The organism is Mesorhizobium sp. M7A.F.Ca.US.002.01.1.1 (assembly GCF_004022955.1).
Lineage (GTDB): Bacteria > Pseudomonadota > Alphaproteobacteria > Rhizobiales > Rhizobiaceae > Mesorhizobium > Mesorhizobium ciceri.
The window spans coordinates 1-17479 of record NZ_RZQE01000083.1; the positions used below are offsets into that span (position 1 = coordinate 1).

The 17479-nt window shown below is 60.4% G+C and carries 13 protein-coding genes and 3 pseudogenes; 8 read left to right on the forward strand and 8 right to left on the reverse strand.

What is annotated here, in order from left to right; translation table 11 throughout:
• The 3 genes from EN932_RS11360 to EN932_RS11375 form a co-directional block, all read right to left on the reverse strand.
• The coding region (locus EN932_RS11360) for an FAD-dependent monooxygenase (RefSeq protein WP_206618926.1) at positions 1 to 600 on the reverse strand (600 nt) is incomplete at its 3' end.
• A gap of 1394 nt (positions 601 to 1994) precedes the next feature.
• Positions 1995 to 2780, reverse strand: coding sequence for a hypothetical protein (locus EN932_RS11370; protein WP_064995212.1), 786 nt, complete (start codon positions 2778 to 2780; stop codon positions 1995 to 1997).
• Positions 2767 to 3300, reverse strand: coding sequence for a sigma-70 family RNA polymerase sigma factor (locus EN932_RS11375; protein WP_064995211.1), 534 nt, complete (start codon positions 3298 to 3300; stop codon positions 2767 to 2769). The genes EN932_RS11370 and EN932_RS11375 overlap by 14 nt, the downstream gene beginning before the upstream one ends.
• Positions 3301 to 3442: 142 nt before the next feature.
• Here EN932_RS11375 and EN932_RS11380 point away from each other — a divergent pair.
• Positions 3443 to 3592 (forward strand): annotated as a pseudogene (locus EN932_RS11380) (IS481 family transposase); the annotation flags it as partial.
• 290 nt (positions 3593 to 3882) lie between these two features.
• Here EN932_RS11380 and EN932_RS11385 read toward each other — a convergent pair.
• A complete protein-coding gene (locus EN932_RS11385; protein WP_128337937.1) occupies positions 3883 to 4620 on the reverse strand; it encodes a Crp/Fnr family transcriptional regulator in 738 nt (245 codons plus the stop codon).
• A 221-nt stretch (positions 4621 to 4841) separates the two neighbouring features.
• Here EN932_RS11385 and EN932_RS11390 point away from each other — a divergent pair, with 221 nt between their 5' ends.
• From EN932_RS11390 to EN932_RS11420, 7 genes and pseudogenes are all read left to right on the forward strand, one after another.
• On the forward strand, positions 4842 to 6194 hold the full coding sequence (locus tag EN932_RS11390) for a substrate-binding protein (protein ID WP_127368574.1): 1353 nt from the start codon (positions 4842 to 4844) through the stop codon (positions 6192 to 6194).
• Positions 6195 to 6379: 185 nt separating this feature from the next.
• Positions 6380 to 7255 carry a branched-chain amino acid ABC transporter permease gene (locus EN932_RS11395; protein ID WP_064995207.1) on the forward strand — a complete coding sequence of 292 codons (876 nt, stop codon included), beginning with the start codon at positions 6380 to 6382 and terminating at the stop codon, positions 7253 to 7255.
• Positions 7256 to 7267: 12 nt separating this feature from the next.
• The gene (locus tag EN932_RS11400; protein ID WP_128368848.1) at positions 7268 to 9103 is read left to right on the forward strand and encodes a branched-chain amino acid ABC transporter ATP-binding protein/permease; all 1836 of its coding nucleotides are present in this window, start codon (positions 7268 to 7270) and stop codon (positions 9101 to 9103) included.
• Positions 9100 to 9798: an ABC transporter ATP-binding protein gene (locus EN932_RS11405; RefSeq protein ID WP_064995205.1), complete on the forward strand. Its 699-nt coding sequence runs from the start codon at positions 9100 to 9102 to the stop codon at positions 9796 to 9798. The genes EN932_RS11400 and EN932_RS11405 overlap by 4 nt, the downstream gene beginning before the upstream one ends.
• A gap of 647 nt (positions 9799 to 10445) precedes the next feature.
• Positions 10446 to 11485, forward strand: a pseudogene (locus EN932_RS11410) (diguanylate cyclase).
• Between the two features lie 275 nt (positions 11486 to 11760).
• Entirely contained in the window at positions 11761 to 12435 is a 675-nt protein-coding gene (locus EN932_RS11415; RefSeq protein ID WP_206523636.1) for a hypothetical protein, read from the forward strand.
• Between the two features lie 56 nt (positions 12436 to 12491).
• Entirely contained in the window at positions 12492 to 12686 is a 195-nt protein-coding gene (locus EN932_RS11420; RefSeq protein WP_064994232.1) for a hypothetical protein, read from the forward strand.
• A 49-nt stretch (positions 12687 to 12735) separates the two neighbouring features.
• Here the strand turns inward: EN932_RS11420 and EN932_RS11425 are convergent, their stop codons facing one another.
• The 4 genes and pseudogenes from EN932_RS11425 to EN932_RS38810 all read right to left on the reverse strand — a co-directional run.
• The gene (locus EN932_RS11425; RefSeq protein ID WP_127367326.1) at positions 12736 to 13758 is read right to left on the reverse strand and encodes a formate dehydrogenase subunit gamma; all 1023 of its coding nucleotides are present in this window, start codon (positions 13756 to 13758) and stop codon (positions 12736 to 12738) included.
• Between the two features lie 56 nt (positions 13759 to 13814).
• Positions 13815 to 14411, reverse strand: coding sequence for a formate dehydrogenase FDH3 subunit beta (gene fdh3B / locus EN932_RS11430; RefSeq protein WP_064994234.1), 597 nt, complete (start codon positions 14409 to 14411; stop codon positions 13815 to 13817).
• A gap of 16 nt (positions 14412 to 14427) precedes the next feature.
• On the reverse strand, positions 14428 to 17349 hold the full coding sequence (locus EN932_RS11435; protein WP_127370828.1) for a formate dehydrogenase subunit alpha: 2922 nt from the start codon (positions 17347 to 17349) through the stop codon (positions 14428 to 14430).
• A 7-nt stretch (positions 17350 to 17356) separates the two neighbouring features.
• Positions 17357 to 17479 (reverse strand): annotated as a pseudogene (locus tag EN932_RS38810) (formate dehydrogenase); the annotation flags it as partial.

The following is a 17479-nucleotide window of genomic DNA, read 5'->3' on the forward strand; positions in this document are numbered from 1 at the left end:
CATCAAATACACGTCTTCGTCGCGTGGACGGTAGCCAGCGCACTCGAAGGCCGCGACAGCGTAACCGAGTTTCTTTTCGAACTGCTGCTGTGGCCCGAAGGCCAGACGGCGAACGCCGGAATGCAGACCGTCAGCGCCGATCACCAGATCGTACGCGCGCTCGCCTCCCTGCTTGAAGTTAACGCGCACACCGGCTGGATGTTCTTGAAGGCCGAGGATCTCATCATCGAATATGACTTCGGTCGTATCCTTTATCTTGTCGAAAAGCAGCTTAGAGAGATCGCTGCGTCCGAGTGTCACAAAGCGGCCCGCTGTCAGCTCAGTAAAAACGTCCGTGCCAAAACCTGTGACGCGCTTTCCACGATCGTTTACAAAGCGCACTTCGCGTACATGGTAGCCTACGCGATTGATCTCCTCCTCGAGCCCCATTCGCTCGGCGATGCCATAACCAAGGCCCCAAAAATCGATGACGTAACCTCCCGTGCGCAAATGGGGCGCTCGTTCGATTAGTGTTGGTCGGAATCCACCGGCTGCCAACCAGAAGGCAAGGGCGGGGCCGGCGATTCCGCCGCCGGAAATCAACACCGTTCCGTTGGCCATATTGAAAAGTTAGTGGAAGTCGCCGCTATGGCAAGGAGAGGTCAGTCGGCACGAGAATGATGATTCGCTGCCCAGGCCGCCGGGGACGGTGTCCCGTTAAACAGGCGGCTGGGAGTGCCTCTTTCCCAACAGAGGCAGCCTTCCCGTGACTCACGAGATTATAAGATCCCGAATGGTCCGTCGTTCGCGCGATGTGAGGTCCGCGGTGGATGTGGCAGCTTCGCCTGGTATTCTGGGCGGACGCATCGGGCGCGTTCGCGGCGCAGCTAATCGTTCGCAGCCGCACGAGAGTTTTTGTGAGATTCCAGCCAGTCAACCAATGCCATCCGAATGAGCTCAGGTCGACTCATGTTCATCTCGGCGGCTATTGCCGACAGAGCGGATTCGGTCGCCGCATCTAACGACACATGGGCGGTCTCGCGTAGCATTGTCGCTGCCCGTAGATTAGCCAGCCGTGCATTTTGGGCCTCGCCCCCGGAAGACACATCAGTCAAGTGAACGTTCCTTTCATCAACTTCCAGAAACTCCGCGCCTGCCGCTCCGTCGCCTTGAGATGGATCACATCGAAAACAACAGAGCGGATCGGTCCGGCACCAACTCCGCCGAAAATGCCGGGCCGCCAGGAAACGCCCGCGGGCGGACTTGCTCAAACAGCATCACTCTTGTGCTCCCCCAAACGGTGATGTTGGCGCGTTCCCTCATGGGCGCCTGATCCGAACTCGATGGGGATTTCGCAAAACTGCAATTATTCACGGCCGATCAAATCTTCACTCGCACAGAGTATGAGAGCTATTCTTTGAGTGTCGGAAATTTGTAGCCGGGCCTGCGAAAGCCACAGCACGCGGCGCTCCGGAGACACAGCTCGCATTGCCGAGCGTGCGGCGGCGGTGATTTCGTATCCGCCGCAGCGGGCGCACTGGAATTCTACCGTTCGCAAGATAATGTCGGCCGCGAGCGCGGTTTCTTCGCAAATCGGGCACGTCGACGGGTAATACCGCAGGGCTCCTAGGGTCGGCGGCGGAAGCCTTATCATGCCGCCCGTCCCGAAGCCTCAACTCGCGAAGATGACTCAGGATTTCGCTGCTGAGGCACATTGCTGGTTGAGGAGATGTCTATCCCGCGACGAGTGCGGCCATGTCGGGTTTCATATGATACAAGCAGTCGGTCAATCTTTCTTGCGACGTCCGGCGTGGTCTTTTTCAGTTCCTGGAACGCCCACGTCACAAATGTCTCGGACAATCTGTCAGGCCGATACAGAATGACTTCGCGGGGATCTAACGGATTACTGAACGATACACCGACATCCGAACCAAGAAACCGTATGAAATGTTTCTGGATTTGTTCGGCAGACATGCAGTCTCACTTTCCTTTGACTAATGATAGCCCAATGGTCCTCAGCCCCGTATTTTGGCAGCGACGCTCCTTCGGGTGGCCACCTCGATTTCCTTAGCCTCTTTTTCAAGTCGGTCGGGCGCGGCAGGGCCCATCAGGGCGTAGGCCGTGCCGCCCGATTGCCAGTATATGGTCGGCACGCGCCCATCCGTAGCGGGAGTAGGCGGTACGGCGTCTTCGCCGCTCATCGCGACCGCAACCAGTGTGATCTGGCCAACGCTCGGTGTGTCAGCCGTCACGACAAGGCTCTGCCGCCCGTTCCAGGGCTGCACCTGAACATCTTTCACCCTCCATGTCGCTGGAAGAGCGGGCATGCTGATGTTCATGGCGCCGACCAGTCGCTCGATCTTGTCCTGCTTTGGCTCACTGCCCCTTTCGGGACCGGCATTCAGCTGGGCGACTCGCAAGGCATCACGCGCGGCAAGAATGAAATTCTCATCGGTGGTTTGCCCTCCCTGGCGGAGAGGCAGTGTCAATGAGTTGGCCGACCAACCCGCCAGAATGAGCAAGGCGGCTGCCGTTTGCAGTTTGAGCGCACTGAATATTCTTAGCCGTCGAAACGCACTTTCCAGTTGCTTGGCCTTGTCCACGCTAACTCGGGGCGGGAAAAGCCGCTGCGGTTGAGCGACGCGCAATGCTTCCATGCGCTGTGCCTGGGCAAAAACTTCCGCCGCCAGTTCCGGCTCCAGGGCAAGCCGTGCCTGGAGGTCGGATCTCTGAGGCTGGGTCAGTTCGCCGTCAAGGAAGCGATTGATCTCGTCCTCGGAAATACGGTCACTTGGCCACATCACGGCCTCCTACAACTTTTAACTGGGAAGGCGCGCAATCGCGTAGTTTTTCCATGTTGTTCTTCAGGGCAACTCGTGCGCGGCTCAGGCGGGACATAACAGTTCCCTGCGGTACGCCGAGTACTGTTGCGGCGTCAGAATAGGTGAAGCCGAGGACGCCGACCAAATGGAGAACTTCGGCTTGCTCCGTAGGCAACTCTCTCAGCGCCTTTCTGACATTGGAGAGTTCGGTGCTGTGCTCCTGCGATGGCAGTAACAGTGGGTCAGACTGCTCCGCAAAGGCGGCAATCCGCCGCCTCTCTGCGTCCGCACGCACCGCACTGGTTAGAAAGGTATTTCGCACGATTGTGATCAGCCAGGGCATGAGAGGACGCGAAGAATCGTAGCTGCGAGCCAAGGAAAGAGCGCGGACAAGCGACTCCTGCACCAAGTCGTCGGCGTCTGCGTCGTTGTGCGTAAGCACTCGACCATACCGCCACAGATCCTCCAGATGCGGAGTGACGTCGAAGCTCGCATTCATGTGCCGTATACTGAGACGATGGCGAAGCTATTCCAAGCCGGTGCGACTTTTTTGTCCTCAAGTGACCTTGGCACCGGGTTCAACTTCGAAAGCGAAGCTGCGGTGGTGAGGGGTCCGAGCCGCTGTTTGCGGCGGCTGCGCCGGCGGCAAGCCGGCAAAGAAGAAGTTCAAGAGCTATTCGATCGGCTACTTCCATATCGACGTCGCGGAGGTGCGCACCGAGCAGGGCAAGCTGAACATGTTCGTCGCCACCGACCGCACCTCCAAGTTCGCCTTCGTCGAGCTGCACGAGTTCACCACGCCCGGCGCCGGCGGTTCGGCCATGCCGCTGATCAACGAGACCATCGCTGGGAAGCTGCTGCCAAACGCGGCTCTGCTAACCCATCGTTGCAATCTGACGGCCAAGTTCCTCGACCCGGAGAAACGTCATTCGCCACTCGGTGAAGTCGTTCGATCATGCTCAGCAAGGATGGGATGACGCAACTGTAGCTGGCAGTCAGCATTGATAAAGTTGCTCTTGATAACAGACATAGAGGCCAAATCGACAACGCATTCGATGCCCGTCGCAATGGGGCTGTGTGATCACTCCAGCTGTTTCGGCACCGGGATGGGGATTAGGGTCATGGGCTGGTACTGAGCCAATCTTTGAAGGCCCGCAAGATCGGTCAGCTCGATAAAGCGCGCGTTGCTGGTGATAAGGTGTTCGGCGCGCAATTGCTGAATGACGCGATTGAGATGGGGCACGCTCAGCCCGAGCGCGTCCGCCATGACTTCCTGCGAAAATGGCAAGTCGAAACTTTCTTCGTCAGCGCGTCCCACCTCCAGGAGACGCGCGTGGATCTCTAGCAAAAGGTGCGCCAGCCTTTCAATCGGAGTGCGCCGACCCAGATTGACAATGTGTTCCGCATAAGTCGCTGCCTCCTGGGCGGCGAGCCAACTTAACACCAGACCGAATTGGGGCTGCTCGTAGCAGAGACGAACGTAAGCGTCGAACGAGCACACGGCGTAGGTCAGCTCGCTCACGGCAACGACCGCACAAGTCGATCGATCGAAAAAGCTGACCGGGAATCCAATGACATCACCCGGCAGGATAAGCTTCAGGATTTGCCGCCTGCCGCTGCGCAGCAACCTGTAACGGATCGCGTAGCCGTCTTTAACAAAGCACAGGCTTCGGAACTCGGAGCCGTGAACGACGAGTTCCTCCCGTTTCCGAATGGTAAGGTCGCGCTCGAAAATTGCCTCAAGACGTTTGATGTCTAGCGATTCCAGCTTCATTGCACGTGTCAGTCGGGTCACGATCGGATGGCCGGTCAGCGGCATGCCATGCTCCACATGTTCATGACCTTCAAGGAAACTTTCCTATGCTTATTAATCCAGATCAATGAACAGAATCATCAAACGAAAGTTGTATTGACTGGCAGGCCTACGCCACTGCGAATGCCCATGCAAATAGGCCATTTTCAGCGTCTCGCTGAAAAAAACCGGTTTCCGGAACAACAATGAGAGTCGTCCGACGGCTCCACGCTAAGGAGGAACAGCTGATGCCACTCGACGATCAAAATACTTCCCATATATCCCGCCGTAGCATGCTGCACGCGGGCGCAGGTCTTCTCGGTAGCGCCGTTCTGCCCTTATCCAGCTTTGCGGCTTTTGCGGCCGACGACAAGCCCGCGATAGGCACCTGGCCGGCCGGGTCGGCGGGCGACACCGTCTACATCGGAGCCGCCGTGCCCCTTACCGGTGCCTATGCCGTGCAAGGTGCTGACGAACTTAAGGGCTGGCAGCTCGCGGTCGACCACATCAACAACGGCCACGAGTTGATGAAGGCGTTGGCGCCGAAGGTCGACAAGGGGTTGCTCGGCAAGAAGGTCGAGCTGTTGTCCGCCGACAGCGCGGCCAAGCCGAACCAGGCCGTCGAGCTCGAGCAGAATTTCATCCACCAAAACAACATCATCCTGATGACCGGCTCGACTTCATCGGCGGTCGCGGTTGCGCTCAACAAATTCGCGCAGCGCGAGAAGATCCTCTACGTCGCGGGCATCTCCGGCTCAAACGACACAACAGGCAAGGACTGCGTTCGCTACGGCTTCCGCCAGAATTTCTACGGCCAGACCGCAGCCAACGCGATCGGCCCGATTCTTGTGAAGACCTACGGCAAGGGAAAGAAGGCGGCATTCATGACGCCGGACTACACTTACGGCCACACCGTGACCAAGTCGGTGAACGACTACCTGACCTCTCAGGGCGGATGGGAGATGGTGACGGACCAGGTCTCGCCGTTGGGCACCCAGGATTTCAGCCAGTATCTGACCAATATCGCCAATTCGGGCGCCGAATTCATCGTCAACGTCAACTGGGGCCGCGACGCGGTGCTGTCAATCCAGCAGGCCAAGCAGTTCGGCCTGACTCCGAGCATGAAGATGGTGATCCCCTACCAGATCCCCTTCCTTGCCAAGGAAGTAGGCCCCGAACTGACAGCCGGGGTTTTTGCCGCTACCGATTTCTGGTGGACCCTGCAGGACAAGTATCCGCTCGCCAAGCAGTTCGTGGACGCATTCCAGCAAAAGTTCGGCTATCGGCCGGAATGGGGCGCCGAAAACGCCTATGTCAGCTTCGCTCATTGGGCGCGCATGGTGTCGCAGGCCGGTAGCTTCTATCCGCCGGACGTCATCAAGCAATACGAGAAGGGTGAGACCATCCCTTCACTCGTCGGCGACGTTCACTATCGGCCGGAAGACCATCAGTGCGTGCGACCCGTCGTACTCGTTCAGGGTAAGGATCCCAAGGACATGAAGAGCGACGACGACTACTGGAATGTGGTGGAGGTCGTCGATGGCGCGCCGCTGATGCAGAAGCCCGACGAGTTCGGCTGCAACCTGGGCAGCTACACCTGATGCCCGCAGCGCCTTCTCCGCTTCGCCACGGCTGGAGAGGGCGCTCGCATCGGGACTGGCTCTGCCCGGACGCAGACGGTTCGTCTCCCGGCGCTCGGTGGGATGTCGATTGTTCGCGACTTGTCTGCCAAACCCTTGCTGGCGCGCGGGCAGGGCATATTTTTCATGACTAAGGTGGGCGCAGAGTGATCAACTGGGCAAATTTCATTTCGCAGTGCTTCAATGGGCTCGTACTCGGCGCGCTTCTGGCGCTGATCTCCTCCGGGCTGACCATCATCTACGGGACGCTCGGCGTCCTGAACCTTGCCCACGGCGCGATGTTCATGCTCGGTGGCTATGCCGGCTGGCTCGCCTACACCTACACAGGTTCATTCCTCGCCGCGGTGGCGGCCGGATCGCTGTTCGTGATGATCGTGGGGGTGTTGATCGAGCGGCTGATCGTTCGCCATTTCTACACGCGGCCGCTCGAGGACCAGCTTCTCGTCACATTCGGGCTCGGCATCGTTTTCGTCGAGACGGTCCGCTTTTTCTTCGGCAGCCTCTCGCACACGGTGCCGCCGCCCGCCTCGCTAGTCGGCATTACCCATCTCGGCTTCATGGTCTATCCCACCTACCGATTGGCGCTCCTCGGCATCGTCGCCCTGGCGCTGCTGATGCTCTATGTCGTGCTCTATCGCACCCGCATCGGGATGATCGTGCGAGCAGGCATCGAGGATTCGGTAATGGTCGACTCGCTTGGAATCGATGTCTACAAGATCTTCATGCTCGTCTTCGGCATCGGAGCCATGGCAGCTGGCTTCGCCGGTATTGTCAACGCACCCGTGGTGTCGATCGCGCCCGATGTCGGGGAAGCCATACTGGTCCAGACCTTTGTGGTCGTGGTAATCGGCGGTGTCGGTTCCTTTACCGGCGCCATCCTTGGCGGCCTCATCGCCGGCGAAATCATCAGCATCACCTCGATGTTCAATCCTGGTTATTCGTATGTCATGCTGTTCGTGGCGATGACGCTGGTGTTGGTGCTTCGACCGCACGGGCTGCTCGGCACGGCAGGGCGTGAGTAGACGCGGTCGGCCATGAACATCAAACATCCCTTCCTCGTCGAGCTTCTGACGGCGCTGGCGCTCGTCCTGGCGCCTTTCGTTCTGCCCCATCTCGGGTTCTCGCCCAGCACGATCAATCGTATCCTGATCTGGGGACTGTTCGGGATCGGCTTCGACATCCTGTTCGGCTACACGGGATTGCTGTCCTTCGGCCAGTCGGCCTTCTACGGTACTGGCGGGATGTTCGCCGCCTATCTCCTGACTGAAACCGGCTTCTCTTATGTCATGGCTGCCATTGTCCTGGGCGCCGTCGTGTCGGGTGTCGTCGGCTACGTGATCGGGTTGATAGCCCTGCGACGCACCGGTATCTATTTCGCCATGATCACGGTGGCGATCGCCGAAGTCTTCTTCTTTGTCGAGTTCAATCCGCTCTCGGCATTCACGGGCGGCGAGAACGGCTTGCCTGGCGTGCCAACCCCGGTCGTCAACCTCGGCTTCACGGTGCTCGAATTCAACACCGACTGGACGATGTATACCTTCCTGGCGTTCTGCTATTTCATCGGCATTGCCGTCGCACTGCGCATCGTACGCTCGCCCGTTGGCGCGATCCTTTCGGCGATCCGCGACAATCCGCTCCGCGCCGCGGCGCTGGGCCACGACATACACGGCTACAAGCTCACGGCCTTCGTGGTTGCCGCGATCTATGCCGGCTTTGCCGGCGGCCTGTTGGGCGTGATGCAGGGCTTCATGCCGCCGGACGCTTTCATGTTCGACACGTCCGGCCAGGTCGTGATGCAGACGGCGATCGGCGGTGCCGGCACACTGTTCGGGCCGCTGGTGGGCGCGACGGTGTGGCTCTATCTCAGCGACTTTTTCCAGAACACATTGCATCTCGGCGCCACATGGAAGTTGGTGCTCGGCATCGTTTTCGTGCTGCTGGTCTGCTTCCTGCGGCGCGGCATCGTCGGTGCGATCGTCGATCTCTATTGGTTGACCGGTGGCCGCAAGCGCATCGAATCGTCCAATACCGCGGTCGAGAGTGCGCCGCACGTCGTGACCGCCGTCGAACCGATGCCGGCGCGCCGGCGTGGTGCTGCGCCAGCATCCGGACCGATCCTGCAGGTGCAGGGCCTAACCAAACGCTATGGCGGTATCACAGCCAACAGCGACGTCGACCTCAGCGTCGATCATGGGGAGATACGGGGCATCATTGGACCCAACGGCGCGGGCAAGACGACGTTCTTCAAGATGCTCACCTGCGAGATCGCGCCAACCTCCGGCCGCATCATACTGGCCGGCCGCGATATTACGGGCATGGGCGTATCCGAGGTGTGCCAGCTCGGGCTCACCAAGAGCTACCAGATCAACCAGCTATTCGACCGCTTGACGGTGCGGCGGAACCTGATGATTGCCGCGCTGGGCGAGGCGCGTGGAAAGTTCCGGCTTGATCTGTTCAAGAGTATCCACAGCGTTCCCGGTCTCAGCGAGCAGGTCGAGCGAACGGCGGCGCTGGTGAACCTTACGGCGCGGCTCGATCGGCCAGTTTCGGAACTGGCTTATGGCGAGAAGCGGCGGCTGGAAATCGGTCTTGCACTGGCGACGTCGCCGAGCCTGCTCCTGCTTGACGAACCGCTTGCCGGCATGAGCCCGCGCGAGCGCGTCGAGACCGTGGCGCTGCTCAAGTCAATCGCGCGTGCACGCACGATGATCATCATCGACCACGATATGGATTCGCTCTTCGAGCTGGTCGAGAAAATCACCGTCCTGCAGGAGGGCAGGGTGCTGGCCGAAGGCACGCCCAGTGAGATCAAGGCCAACGCAAAGGTGCAGGAAGCCTACCTTGGCGGTGTACATGGAGAGGTGGCATGAGCCTGCTCGATGTGAGAGCATTAAACAGCTATTATGGTGACAGTCACATTCTGTTCGACGTCACATTGAGGGTCGAGAAGAATGAGGTCGTGGCGCTCCTGGGCCGCAACGGCGCTGGCAAGTCGACGACGCTGAAGAGCCTGATGGGGGTCGTGACGCCGCGGACCGGCTCGGTTGAACTAGACGGGGTCGAACTGGTTGGCAGGAAGGCGCACAGCATCGCTCGGGAAGGCATGCAACTCGTGCACGAGAATCGACGCATCTTCGGCAGCCTGAGCGTCGAGGAAAACATCATTCTGGCCGGGTTGACTGCGGATGACCGGTGGCCGCTGGAACGCATTTACACGATGTTCCCCCGGCTGAAGGAACGACGCGCCAGCCGTGGTACGGATTTGTCAGGTGGCGAACAGCAGATGCTGGCTATAGCGCGTGCATTGGTGCGCAACCCAAAGATCCTCCTGCTTGATGAACCCTTCGAAGGACTTGCTCCAGTCATTGTGTACGACTTGGTGCGCGCCTGCCGCGAGCTGGTCCAGGCAGGGCAGACAATTGTGCTGGTGGAACAGAACATCGCAGCGACGCTGGCGCTCGCGAGCCGCGTTTATATCATCAACAATGGCCATATCGCCCACGAAGGCCCGGCCGCCGAACTCAAGATCCAGGCGGGGCTGCTGCAACACCATCTTGGCGTCTAGGTCCAGCCCGTGGACAATCCCACGACCTTCATCGACAGTGTCATCCCCGCCAGAGAATTCGTGAGATTGTGGCTATCACGATCGGAAAGATAGCTAGGAGTTAGGCAAGTGCCTTGAGCCGCCAGCAGACGGTGGCTTTTGGATTTCGACCCCGACTTGATAGTGGAGGGGCAGTCCAAGACATTCTCATGCGCTCCGTACGCCTTTGCTCGAAGAGACACTGATCGGGGGCACGGTCTCGTCAGTGGGCGCGGCTTGGCAGCAGGCCGCGAGCCATGATGGAGCCGTAAACGCTTGCAGGGATCACAGCGGAATTCGCAAGTCGGTACCTCTGGAAATCAAATCTTCAGGATAGCTTGGCATTCTTGTCCATCCCGAGGAGCGGATGGCTCGGGCGGAACATTCAGGAGAAACCAGTTGTAAGGGCCGATATTTGACAGAACGGATGCACCTAGACGTGCAGGATAGTCCTGGCCATAACTGCAGAAGTCGACCGACTACTGGCGAGCCGCACGCGCGATATCCGGCTGACGGGCGAGATCTACCGCCTGTTTCGAGCGCGTGTCTGGTCGCAGACAAAGATCATCCGAGCCTGGATGGTCTGGGTGGCTTTGTTGGACGTGCTGACACTCGCGCTCAACATGGTGATGCTCCCAAGGGCAACTGCGCTATCCATGCTCCTGCCTGGCGCCATCATTCCGCCCGTCGCTGTGGCCGTCGTTCTTATCTGGCGAAAGCCGCGGGCGCCGTGGCTACAAGGGGCTTCGCTGATCGCGGGCTTCTTCCTCATTTTGTTGTCGGTTGCGTTGGTCGGCGTAAGCGCTGGTGGCGAGTTCTACGAACGGCACTTGAACATCATGCTGTTCGTGGCCATCACAGCCATCATCATCTTCGGGGTTCCGCTGGCCTGGACGGTGACTATTGCCGCCTTGGCGCTCGGTCTCTATCTCGTTTTTCAACTACACAACCCGGGCATCGAATTTGGCAGCGCCGTGGCTGCGACGTTGTTTTCACCAGCGGCATCTTCGCAACGGTCGCCGCGCGGCGCAGCATGACAATTCTCGCTCAAAAGACCTTCCTGTTTGAGCTTCGCGACCGGCGCAGGGTCGCCGAACTGGCGGAAGCGAATGATCGGCTGAAACTTTTGGCGAGGACTGATCCGCTCACTGGCATAGCCAACCGGCGCTGGATGACGGAAACGCTTGACCGTCTATGGGACGGTGGCCGGAAATGCCACGGCGGTGCCGCCATGCTGATGTGCGACATCGACGACAAGAAGCTGAACGACCACCTCGGCCATGCCCAGGGCGATCGCTGTCTGGTCGAGGTCGCCAGAATGATCCAGGAAAACGTGAGGCGCGACCGCGATCAGGTGGCCCGCTACGGCGGCGAAGAGTTCCTGGTGTTGCTGCCCGGGGTGGACGAGGAAGAGGCCGTCGCGGTGGCCGAGCGAATTCGTCAGAGCGTTGAGGCCGCGGCTTTTCCCAACCCTGCATCCCGCATGTCGCCTAGCGTCACACTCAGCATTGGAGTTGCAGTTCAGACGACTGACGAGGCCATCTCACCAGAGCAGTTACAGAGTCACGCGGATGCGGCACTCTACCTTGCCAAACAATCCGGCCGCAACCGAGTGCTGCTCCACGGATCGGCGTCATTCGGGCGAAAACATGTGCAGCCGGCACGGTGATGCCTCAAGTACGTCAGGGCGAAAGTCGTTGTGCTGTTCTTGTGCGGCTGAAGCAGACCGGCTCGGCGACATAAGCCGACCCGGGTGCGCCGGTATGCGGCGATCCGTGCCCGAGCCCTCATAACGGGGGTTGACGATGCGGGAACCTGATAGTTGAAGGCAGCAATGGAACGCAAGGCGGCGTTGGACATTTCGTCTGGATTGGCACGCGTGCGACGGTGGTGCCCCGACTGCATCCGGCGGCACCGTCTGACACGAAGGGGAAGGAGCTAGCGATGAGAAGAATTGCCCTCGCGGGAATGCTTACACTCTCGGTTTCGGCCTCCCAGGCACAGACCGCGACGCCTCAGCCAGCCGCACCGACCGCTGAGGCGCCTGCCGGTCAGGTGGTTGCGTCGGGAAAAGGCGGCCCGGTCAACCTCTGTCACGAGATCCTCGCCTTCATGAAAGCGCCTCCAGCTGAGACGCCCCCACCCACCGGCGCGGCAAAGAAGCCGGATGCGGCTTCAGCTAAGCAGGGCACGACCGGATCGGGCGACCCAGCGAAGTCGGAGGGTGGTACGGGCTCTGCGCAAAAAATCACCGGACAGGACGGCGTGGCAACCGACGCTCCCCAGCCAGGCAAGGACAACGCAGCCAGCGGATCGGCGCACAATGCCCCGCAGAAAGAAAGCAGGGCAGCGCCGCTGCCCCCCGCAGACGTGACCAGCACGCCCAAGGAATCCGTGCTGACTGTCGAAGCGGCAGAGCAACTCGCCGATGCGAACGATATCGCCCAGTGCCAGAAAACGGCCCGCGCCATGAGAGTTGCCGGCGTTGCCATGCCACCGCCGCTGATTGCATTGGCAGCACTCGATATGCAATATCAGCAGAAGGCGGTTGTGCCGGCCGAGCCCACAGGGGCTGCCGGTGCCCAGCGTCTAGCGCCGCAGGCGGCCACGCCGAAATAGCGAGAGCAAGAACGGTGGCTGGCGGGCCCGTCTCGAGAATGGAAGGAGCAGGCGGGATGCGTATGATTTTGACGGGAATTGTCGTTACCGTCTTAGTTGCCTTTGGTGCCGGCTATGTTTTGCGCGCACAGCAGGTGCCTTCCTGGCAGGTCTTCAGCACCGACAGTGCCCGGGTGGGCGATCCGGGCCACAATCTCGTCGGGCAGAACTGGTCGGGCGATCCCGCCGGCGGCTCCGCCGGCAAATCATGACCAACTACCTCCTGAGCGATTGGGCTGCAGTCGACCAGCGATAGAAACGCTATTCGGCCGGCTCAGCGGAAGTCTCCGGCGTAGCATCGCCCGTCTTCGCCTGCTGCTTGGCAACCCAGGCGCTGTGGTGCTCCTTGGCCCAATTCAGATCCACTGTGCCGGACACCATGGCTTCGTAGGCGCCTTCCATGCCGAGCGTGCCGATATAGATGTGGGCGATGATGACGGCGATCAGGAGGACGCCTACGACCGCATGAACATACTGGGCCGTCTGCATGCCGTTGATATCGGCGAAGGAGAATGGGAACAGCATGTAGATGCCGGACACCGACAAGGCAATTCCGCCCAGCAGGACCGCCCAGAAGATAAGCTTCTGTCCTGTGTTGAAGCGTGCCGCCGGCGGGTGCGTCCGGTTCGACTTGTCGAAGAATCCGCCGCCGACCTTCAGCCAGTTGGCATCGTAGCGGTCGGGCAGGTTGTCCCAGACCCAGGCGACCAGCATAACAAGTACGCCCAGCATGAATGCCCAGGCGACGAAGTCATGCGCGTATTTCGCCCAAAACGACCATGCCGAGAACGCGTCCGGTCCGATCAGCGGCATCAGCAGGCGTTTGCCGAATACGAGATTCAAGCCGGTAACGGCCAGGATGATGAACGCTGTGGCAGTCGTCCAATGGGCAAGCCGTTCGATGGCGTTGAAGCGCAGGATCCTGACGCCTGATTCACCCGCCGCGACGCGGATGCGGCCTCTGACGAAATAGAACAGCGCCAGCACGACCAGCATGCCGAGGATCGCAATGCCGCCGATCCAGGGCAGCGCGCGCTCATGGAAGCCCTGGTAGTCGCGGCCCTGCGGCTGCTGCAGCGTGGCGGCCTTGCCGTCCGGTATGGTGACGCGGCCCCGGATTTTGTTGAGTTCATCGAGAAGTTGCCGCTCGCTGACAGCCTGGGCGGTCGGGTTGTTTCCTGAACCGGCGTCCTGCGCCCTGGCCGGAACAACAAGCAGGCCGAGAGCCAGAATGAGTGCGGCGGCCGCCGGGGAAATCAGTCGACCAAGGCTCGAGATACGCATTTGCTCGGTCCTCCTGAGCTTGTTTGTCTGCGCGAACCAATCGGCACCGCGATGAACTATACCTCAATTGTCTCCCGATAGGCCGTCTGCCACCCCCACGCACCGGAGCCGTAGCCGCGCTGCGTCACGCGTTCCTTGTAGATCGCAGCGATGATCTCGCCGTCGCCGGCCAGCAGCGACTTGGTCGAGCACATCTCGGCGCAAAGCGGCAGCTTGCCTTCGGCCAGCCGGTTGGCGCCATATTTTGCATATTCGGCCTCGGTCGAGTCCGGCTCCGGACCGGCCGCGCAGAACGTGCACTTGTCCATCTTGCCGCGCGATCCGAAATTGCCGACGCGCGGGTATTGCGGCGCGCCGAACGGACAGGCGTAGAAGCAATAGCCACAGCCGATGCACAAATCCTTAGAGTGCAGCACCACCGCGTCGGCAGTCGTATAGAAGCATGCGACGGGGCACACCGCCGCGCACGGGGCGTCGGTGCAATGCATGCAGGCCATCGAGACGGAGCGCTCGCCGGGCTTGCCGTCATGGATCGTGACGACGCGGCGGCGGTTAATGCCCCAAGGCACATCGTGCTCGTTCTTGCAGGCGGTGACGCAAGCGTTGCACTCAATGCAGCGATCGGCGTCGCAGAGGAACTTCATCCTGGCCATTTTCCGCACCTCCCTGTTACGCCATCGCGATCTGGCACAACGTGACTTTCGGCTCCTGCATGCCCGTTACCGGGTCATAGCCGTAGGTGGTGATGCTGTTTGCGCTTTCACCGAGCACATAGGGATCGGCGCCTTCGGGGTAGTTGGCCCGCAGGGTCTCACCCTGGAACCAGCCGCCGAAGTGGAAAGGCATGAACGCTACTCCCCTGCCAACACGCTCGGTCACCAAAGCCTTCACCCGCGCTTTGGAATCGTTCTCCGCGCCGGTCACCCACACCCAGACGCCGTCGCCAATGCCGCGGGCGGCTGCGTCCGCGGGATTGATTTCGACGAACATCTCCTGCTGCAACTCGGCCAACCACCGGTTTGAGCGGGTTTCCTCGCCGCCGCCTTCATATTCGACCAGGCGACCGGTCGTCAGGATGATCGGGAAGGATTTCGCGACGCCCTTGTCCACCGCCGCCTTCTGAACGCTGAAGCCGATATTCGGCAAACGGAACTGCTTGGCGTCAGGATAGGTCGGATATTTTGCGACTAGGTCCACCCTGGAGGTATAGATCGGCTCACGATGGATCGGCACCGGGTCGGGCAAGTTCCAGGCGACAGCCCTGGCCTTTCCGTTTCCGTAGGGGTGACAGCCGTGGCTGAGCACGACGCGCTGGATGCCGCCCGACAGGTCGGTCGACCACGAGACCTTGCCGATGTCACCCATATCATCGCCGATCGTCTGGATGACTTTGAGTTCCTCCGCACTCAAGTCCTTGTCCCAGCCGAGCTTTTGCAGCACCGCCATCGTGAATTCCGGATAGCCGTCGGTCAGTTCCGAGCCTTGCGTGTAGGAGCCTTCGGCAAGAAGCGTCTCGCCGTTACGCTCCACACCGAAACGGGCCCGGAAGGGACTGCCGCCATCCATTACATGCAGGTCGGTGCTGTAAAGGTTGGCCGTGCCAGGATGGCGTATTTCCGGCTTGCCCCAGCATGGCCAGGGCAGGCCGTAATAGTCGCCGCCGACCTCCGGATCGTCCTTCGGCGCGCGTAGCGTCACAAGATCAAACTTGTGCTGGTTTTTCATATGCGCCTTGAGGCGCTCCGGCGATTGACCGCAGTAGCCGGTCGACCAGCTTCCGCGGTTCATCTCACGCAGTACGTCCTCCGGTTGCGGCCGGTCACCCTCGACCGCGATGTTCTTGAACATCCAGTCGGCAAGGCCGAGCTTCTTCGCGAGCAGGTAGATGACCTGATAGTCGTCCTTCTGCTCGAAGCTCGGCTTAACGATCTGCTCGCCCCACTGCAGAGATCGGTTGGAGGCGACGCGCGAGCCGGAAGTCTCGAATTGCGTACAGACCGGCAGCAGATAGACGTTTTCCTTGCGCCCGGCCTGAACTGCCAGCGATGCCCAGGTCGTCGGGTGCGGATCGGCAACGACGAGCAGTTCGAGGCCGGCCAGGCCCTTCATTGATTCCGGTATGCGTGTGATGCTGTTGCTGGCGTGGCCCTGGACGAACATCGCCCGCAGTCTGTCACGCTGCTGAATGTCCTCCTTGGGGAGCACGACCCCATCGAACCATCGGGTCAGCGGGATACCGGGTGTCTCCATCGCCTCCTTGGAGTCGAACCGGCGCAGAAGGTCGTCGTATGGAATTTGCCAGACTCGCGACCAATGCTTCCAGGCGCCCTCCGTCAGACCATAGTAAAAGGGCAGGGTCACCACATCCAATCCAATGTCGGTCGCGCCCTGCACGTTGTCATGTCCACGGAAGATGTTGGCGCCGGTGCCCGGCTTGCCAACATTGCCCGTGGCGAGGCACAAGATGCAGCTGGCGCGCACGTTGGCTGTTCCGGTCGTGTGGTGGGTCTGCCCCATGCACCAGATTATCGTCGATGGCTTTTGCGTGGCGAACATCTCGGCGATGCGCTTCATCTGCTCGCCAGGCACACCAGTGATGCGCTCGACCTCGTCGGGCGGATATTTCGCCACCTCCTTGCGGACTTCGTCCATCCCGTAAACGCGCTGGGCTATGAATTCCTTGTCCTCCCAACCATTCTCGAAAATGTGCCAGAGCAAGCCCCACAGCACCGCGATGTCGGTGCCAGACCGAATGCGAGCAAACTCGGTGGCATGCGCGGCCGTACGGGTGAACCGCGGATCCATCACGATGAAGTTGGACTTGTTGAGTTCCTTGCCTTCGAGCAGATGCTGCATGGCGACTGGATGTGCTTCGGCAGGGTTCCCGCCCAGCACTATGAGCGTCTTGGAATTGCGGATGTCGTTGAAGGAATTGGTCATCGCGCCGTAGCCCCAGGTATTGGCCACGCCCGAAACCGTCGTCGAATGGCAGATCCTCGCCTGGTGGTCCTGGTTATTGGTTCCCCACAGGGCCGCAAGCTTGCGGAAGAGGTAAGTCCCCTCGTTGGAGAACTTCGCCGATCCCATCCAGTAGGCCGACTCCGGTCCGGACTTCTCACGAATGTCGAGAAGCTTGTCGCCGATCCCATTGATGGCGTCATCCCAGGAGATGCGCTCCCACTTGCCGCCGGAAAGCCTCACGGGGTATTTCAGGCGGCGGTCGCTATGTACCAGCTCGCGCACGCTTGCGCCCTTGGCGCAATGCGAGCCTCGATTGATGGGGCTGTCCCACGATGGCTCCTGTCCGGTCCACACGCCGTTCTGGACTTCCGCCGTGACCGTGCAGCCGACAGCGCAATGTGTGCAGACACTTTTCTTCAACTCGGTCGGCACTCCCGGCTGCGGCGGGCTGATCGCCGCGGCTTTGCTTACCGTGCCGAACTGAAACGAGCTGAGCGCGGCTATTCCGCCAACTGCGAGGCCGGAGCGGCGGAGGAATGTCCGTCGGTCGAATGGAGCCGAATCCGTGCCAGCAAGGAGGCTTTGCAGTCTTGTGCGGCTTGCCTGTCCGCTTTTGCGCTTCGTCAGCATGGCGGCCTCACTTCTTTTCAGGGTAGCGGTTCACGCGGTAATAGGCCTTGATGTGATCGGTTTCCCGGTAGCGGGCCCGCATCTCGTCTTCACCGGGGTCATAGGCTTGCGCTTCGCGCGGAGCCAGTGC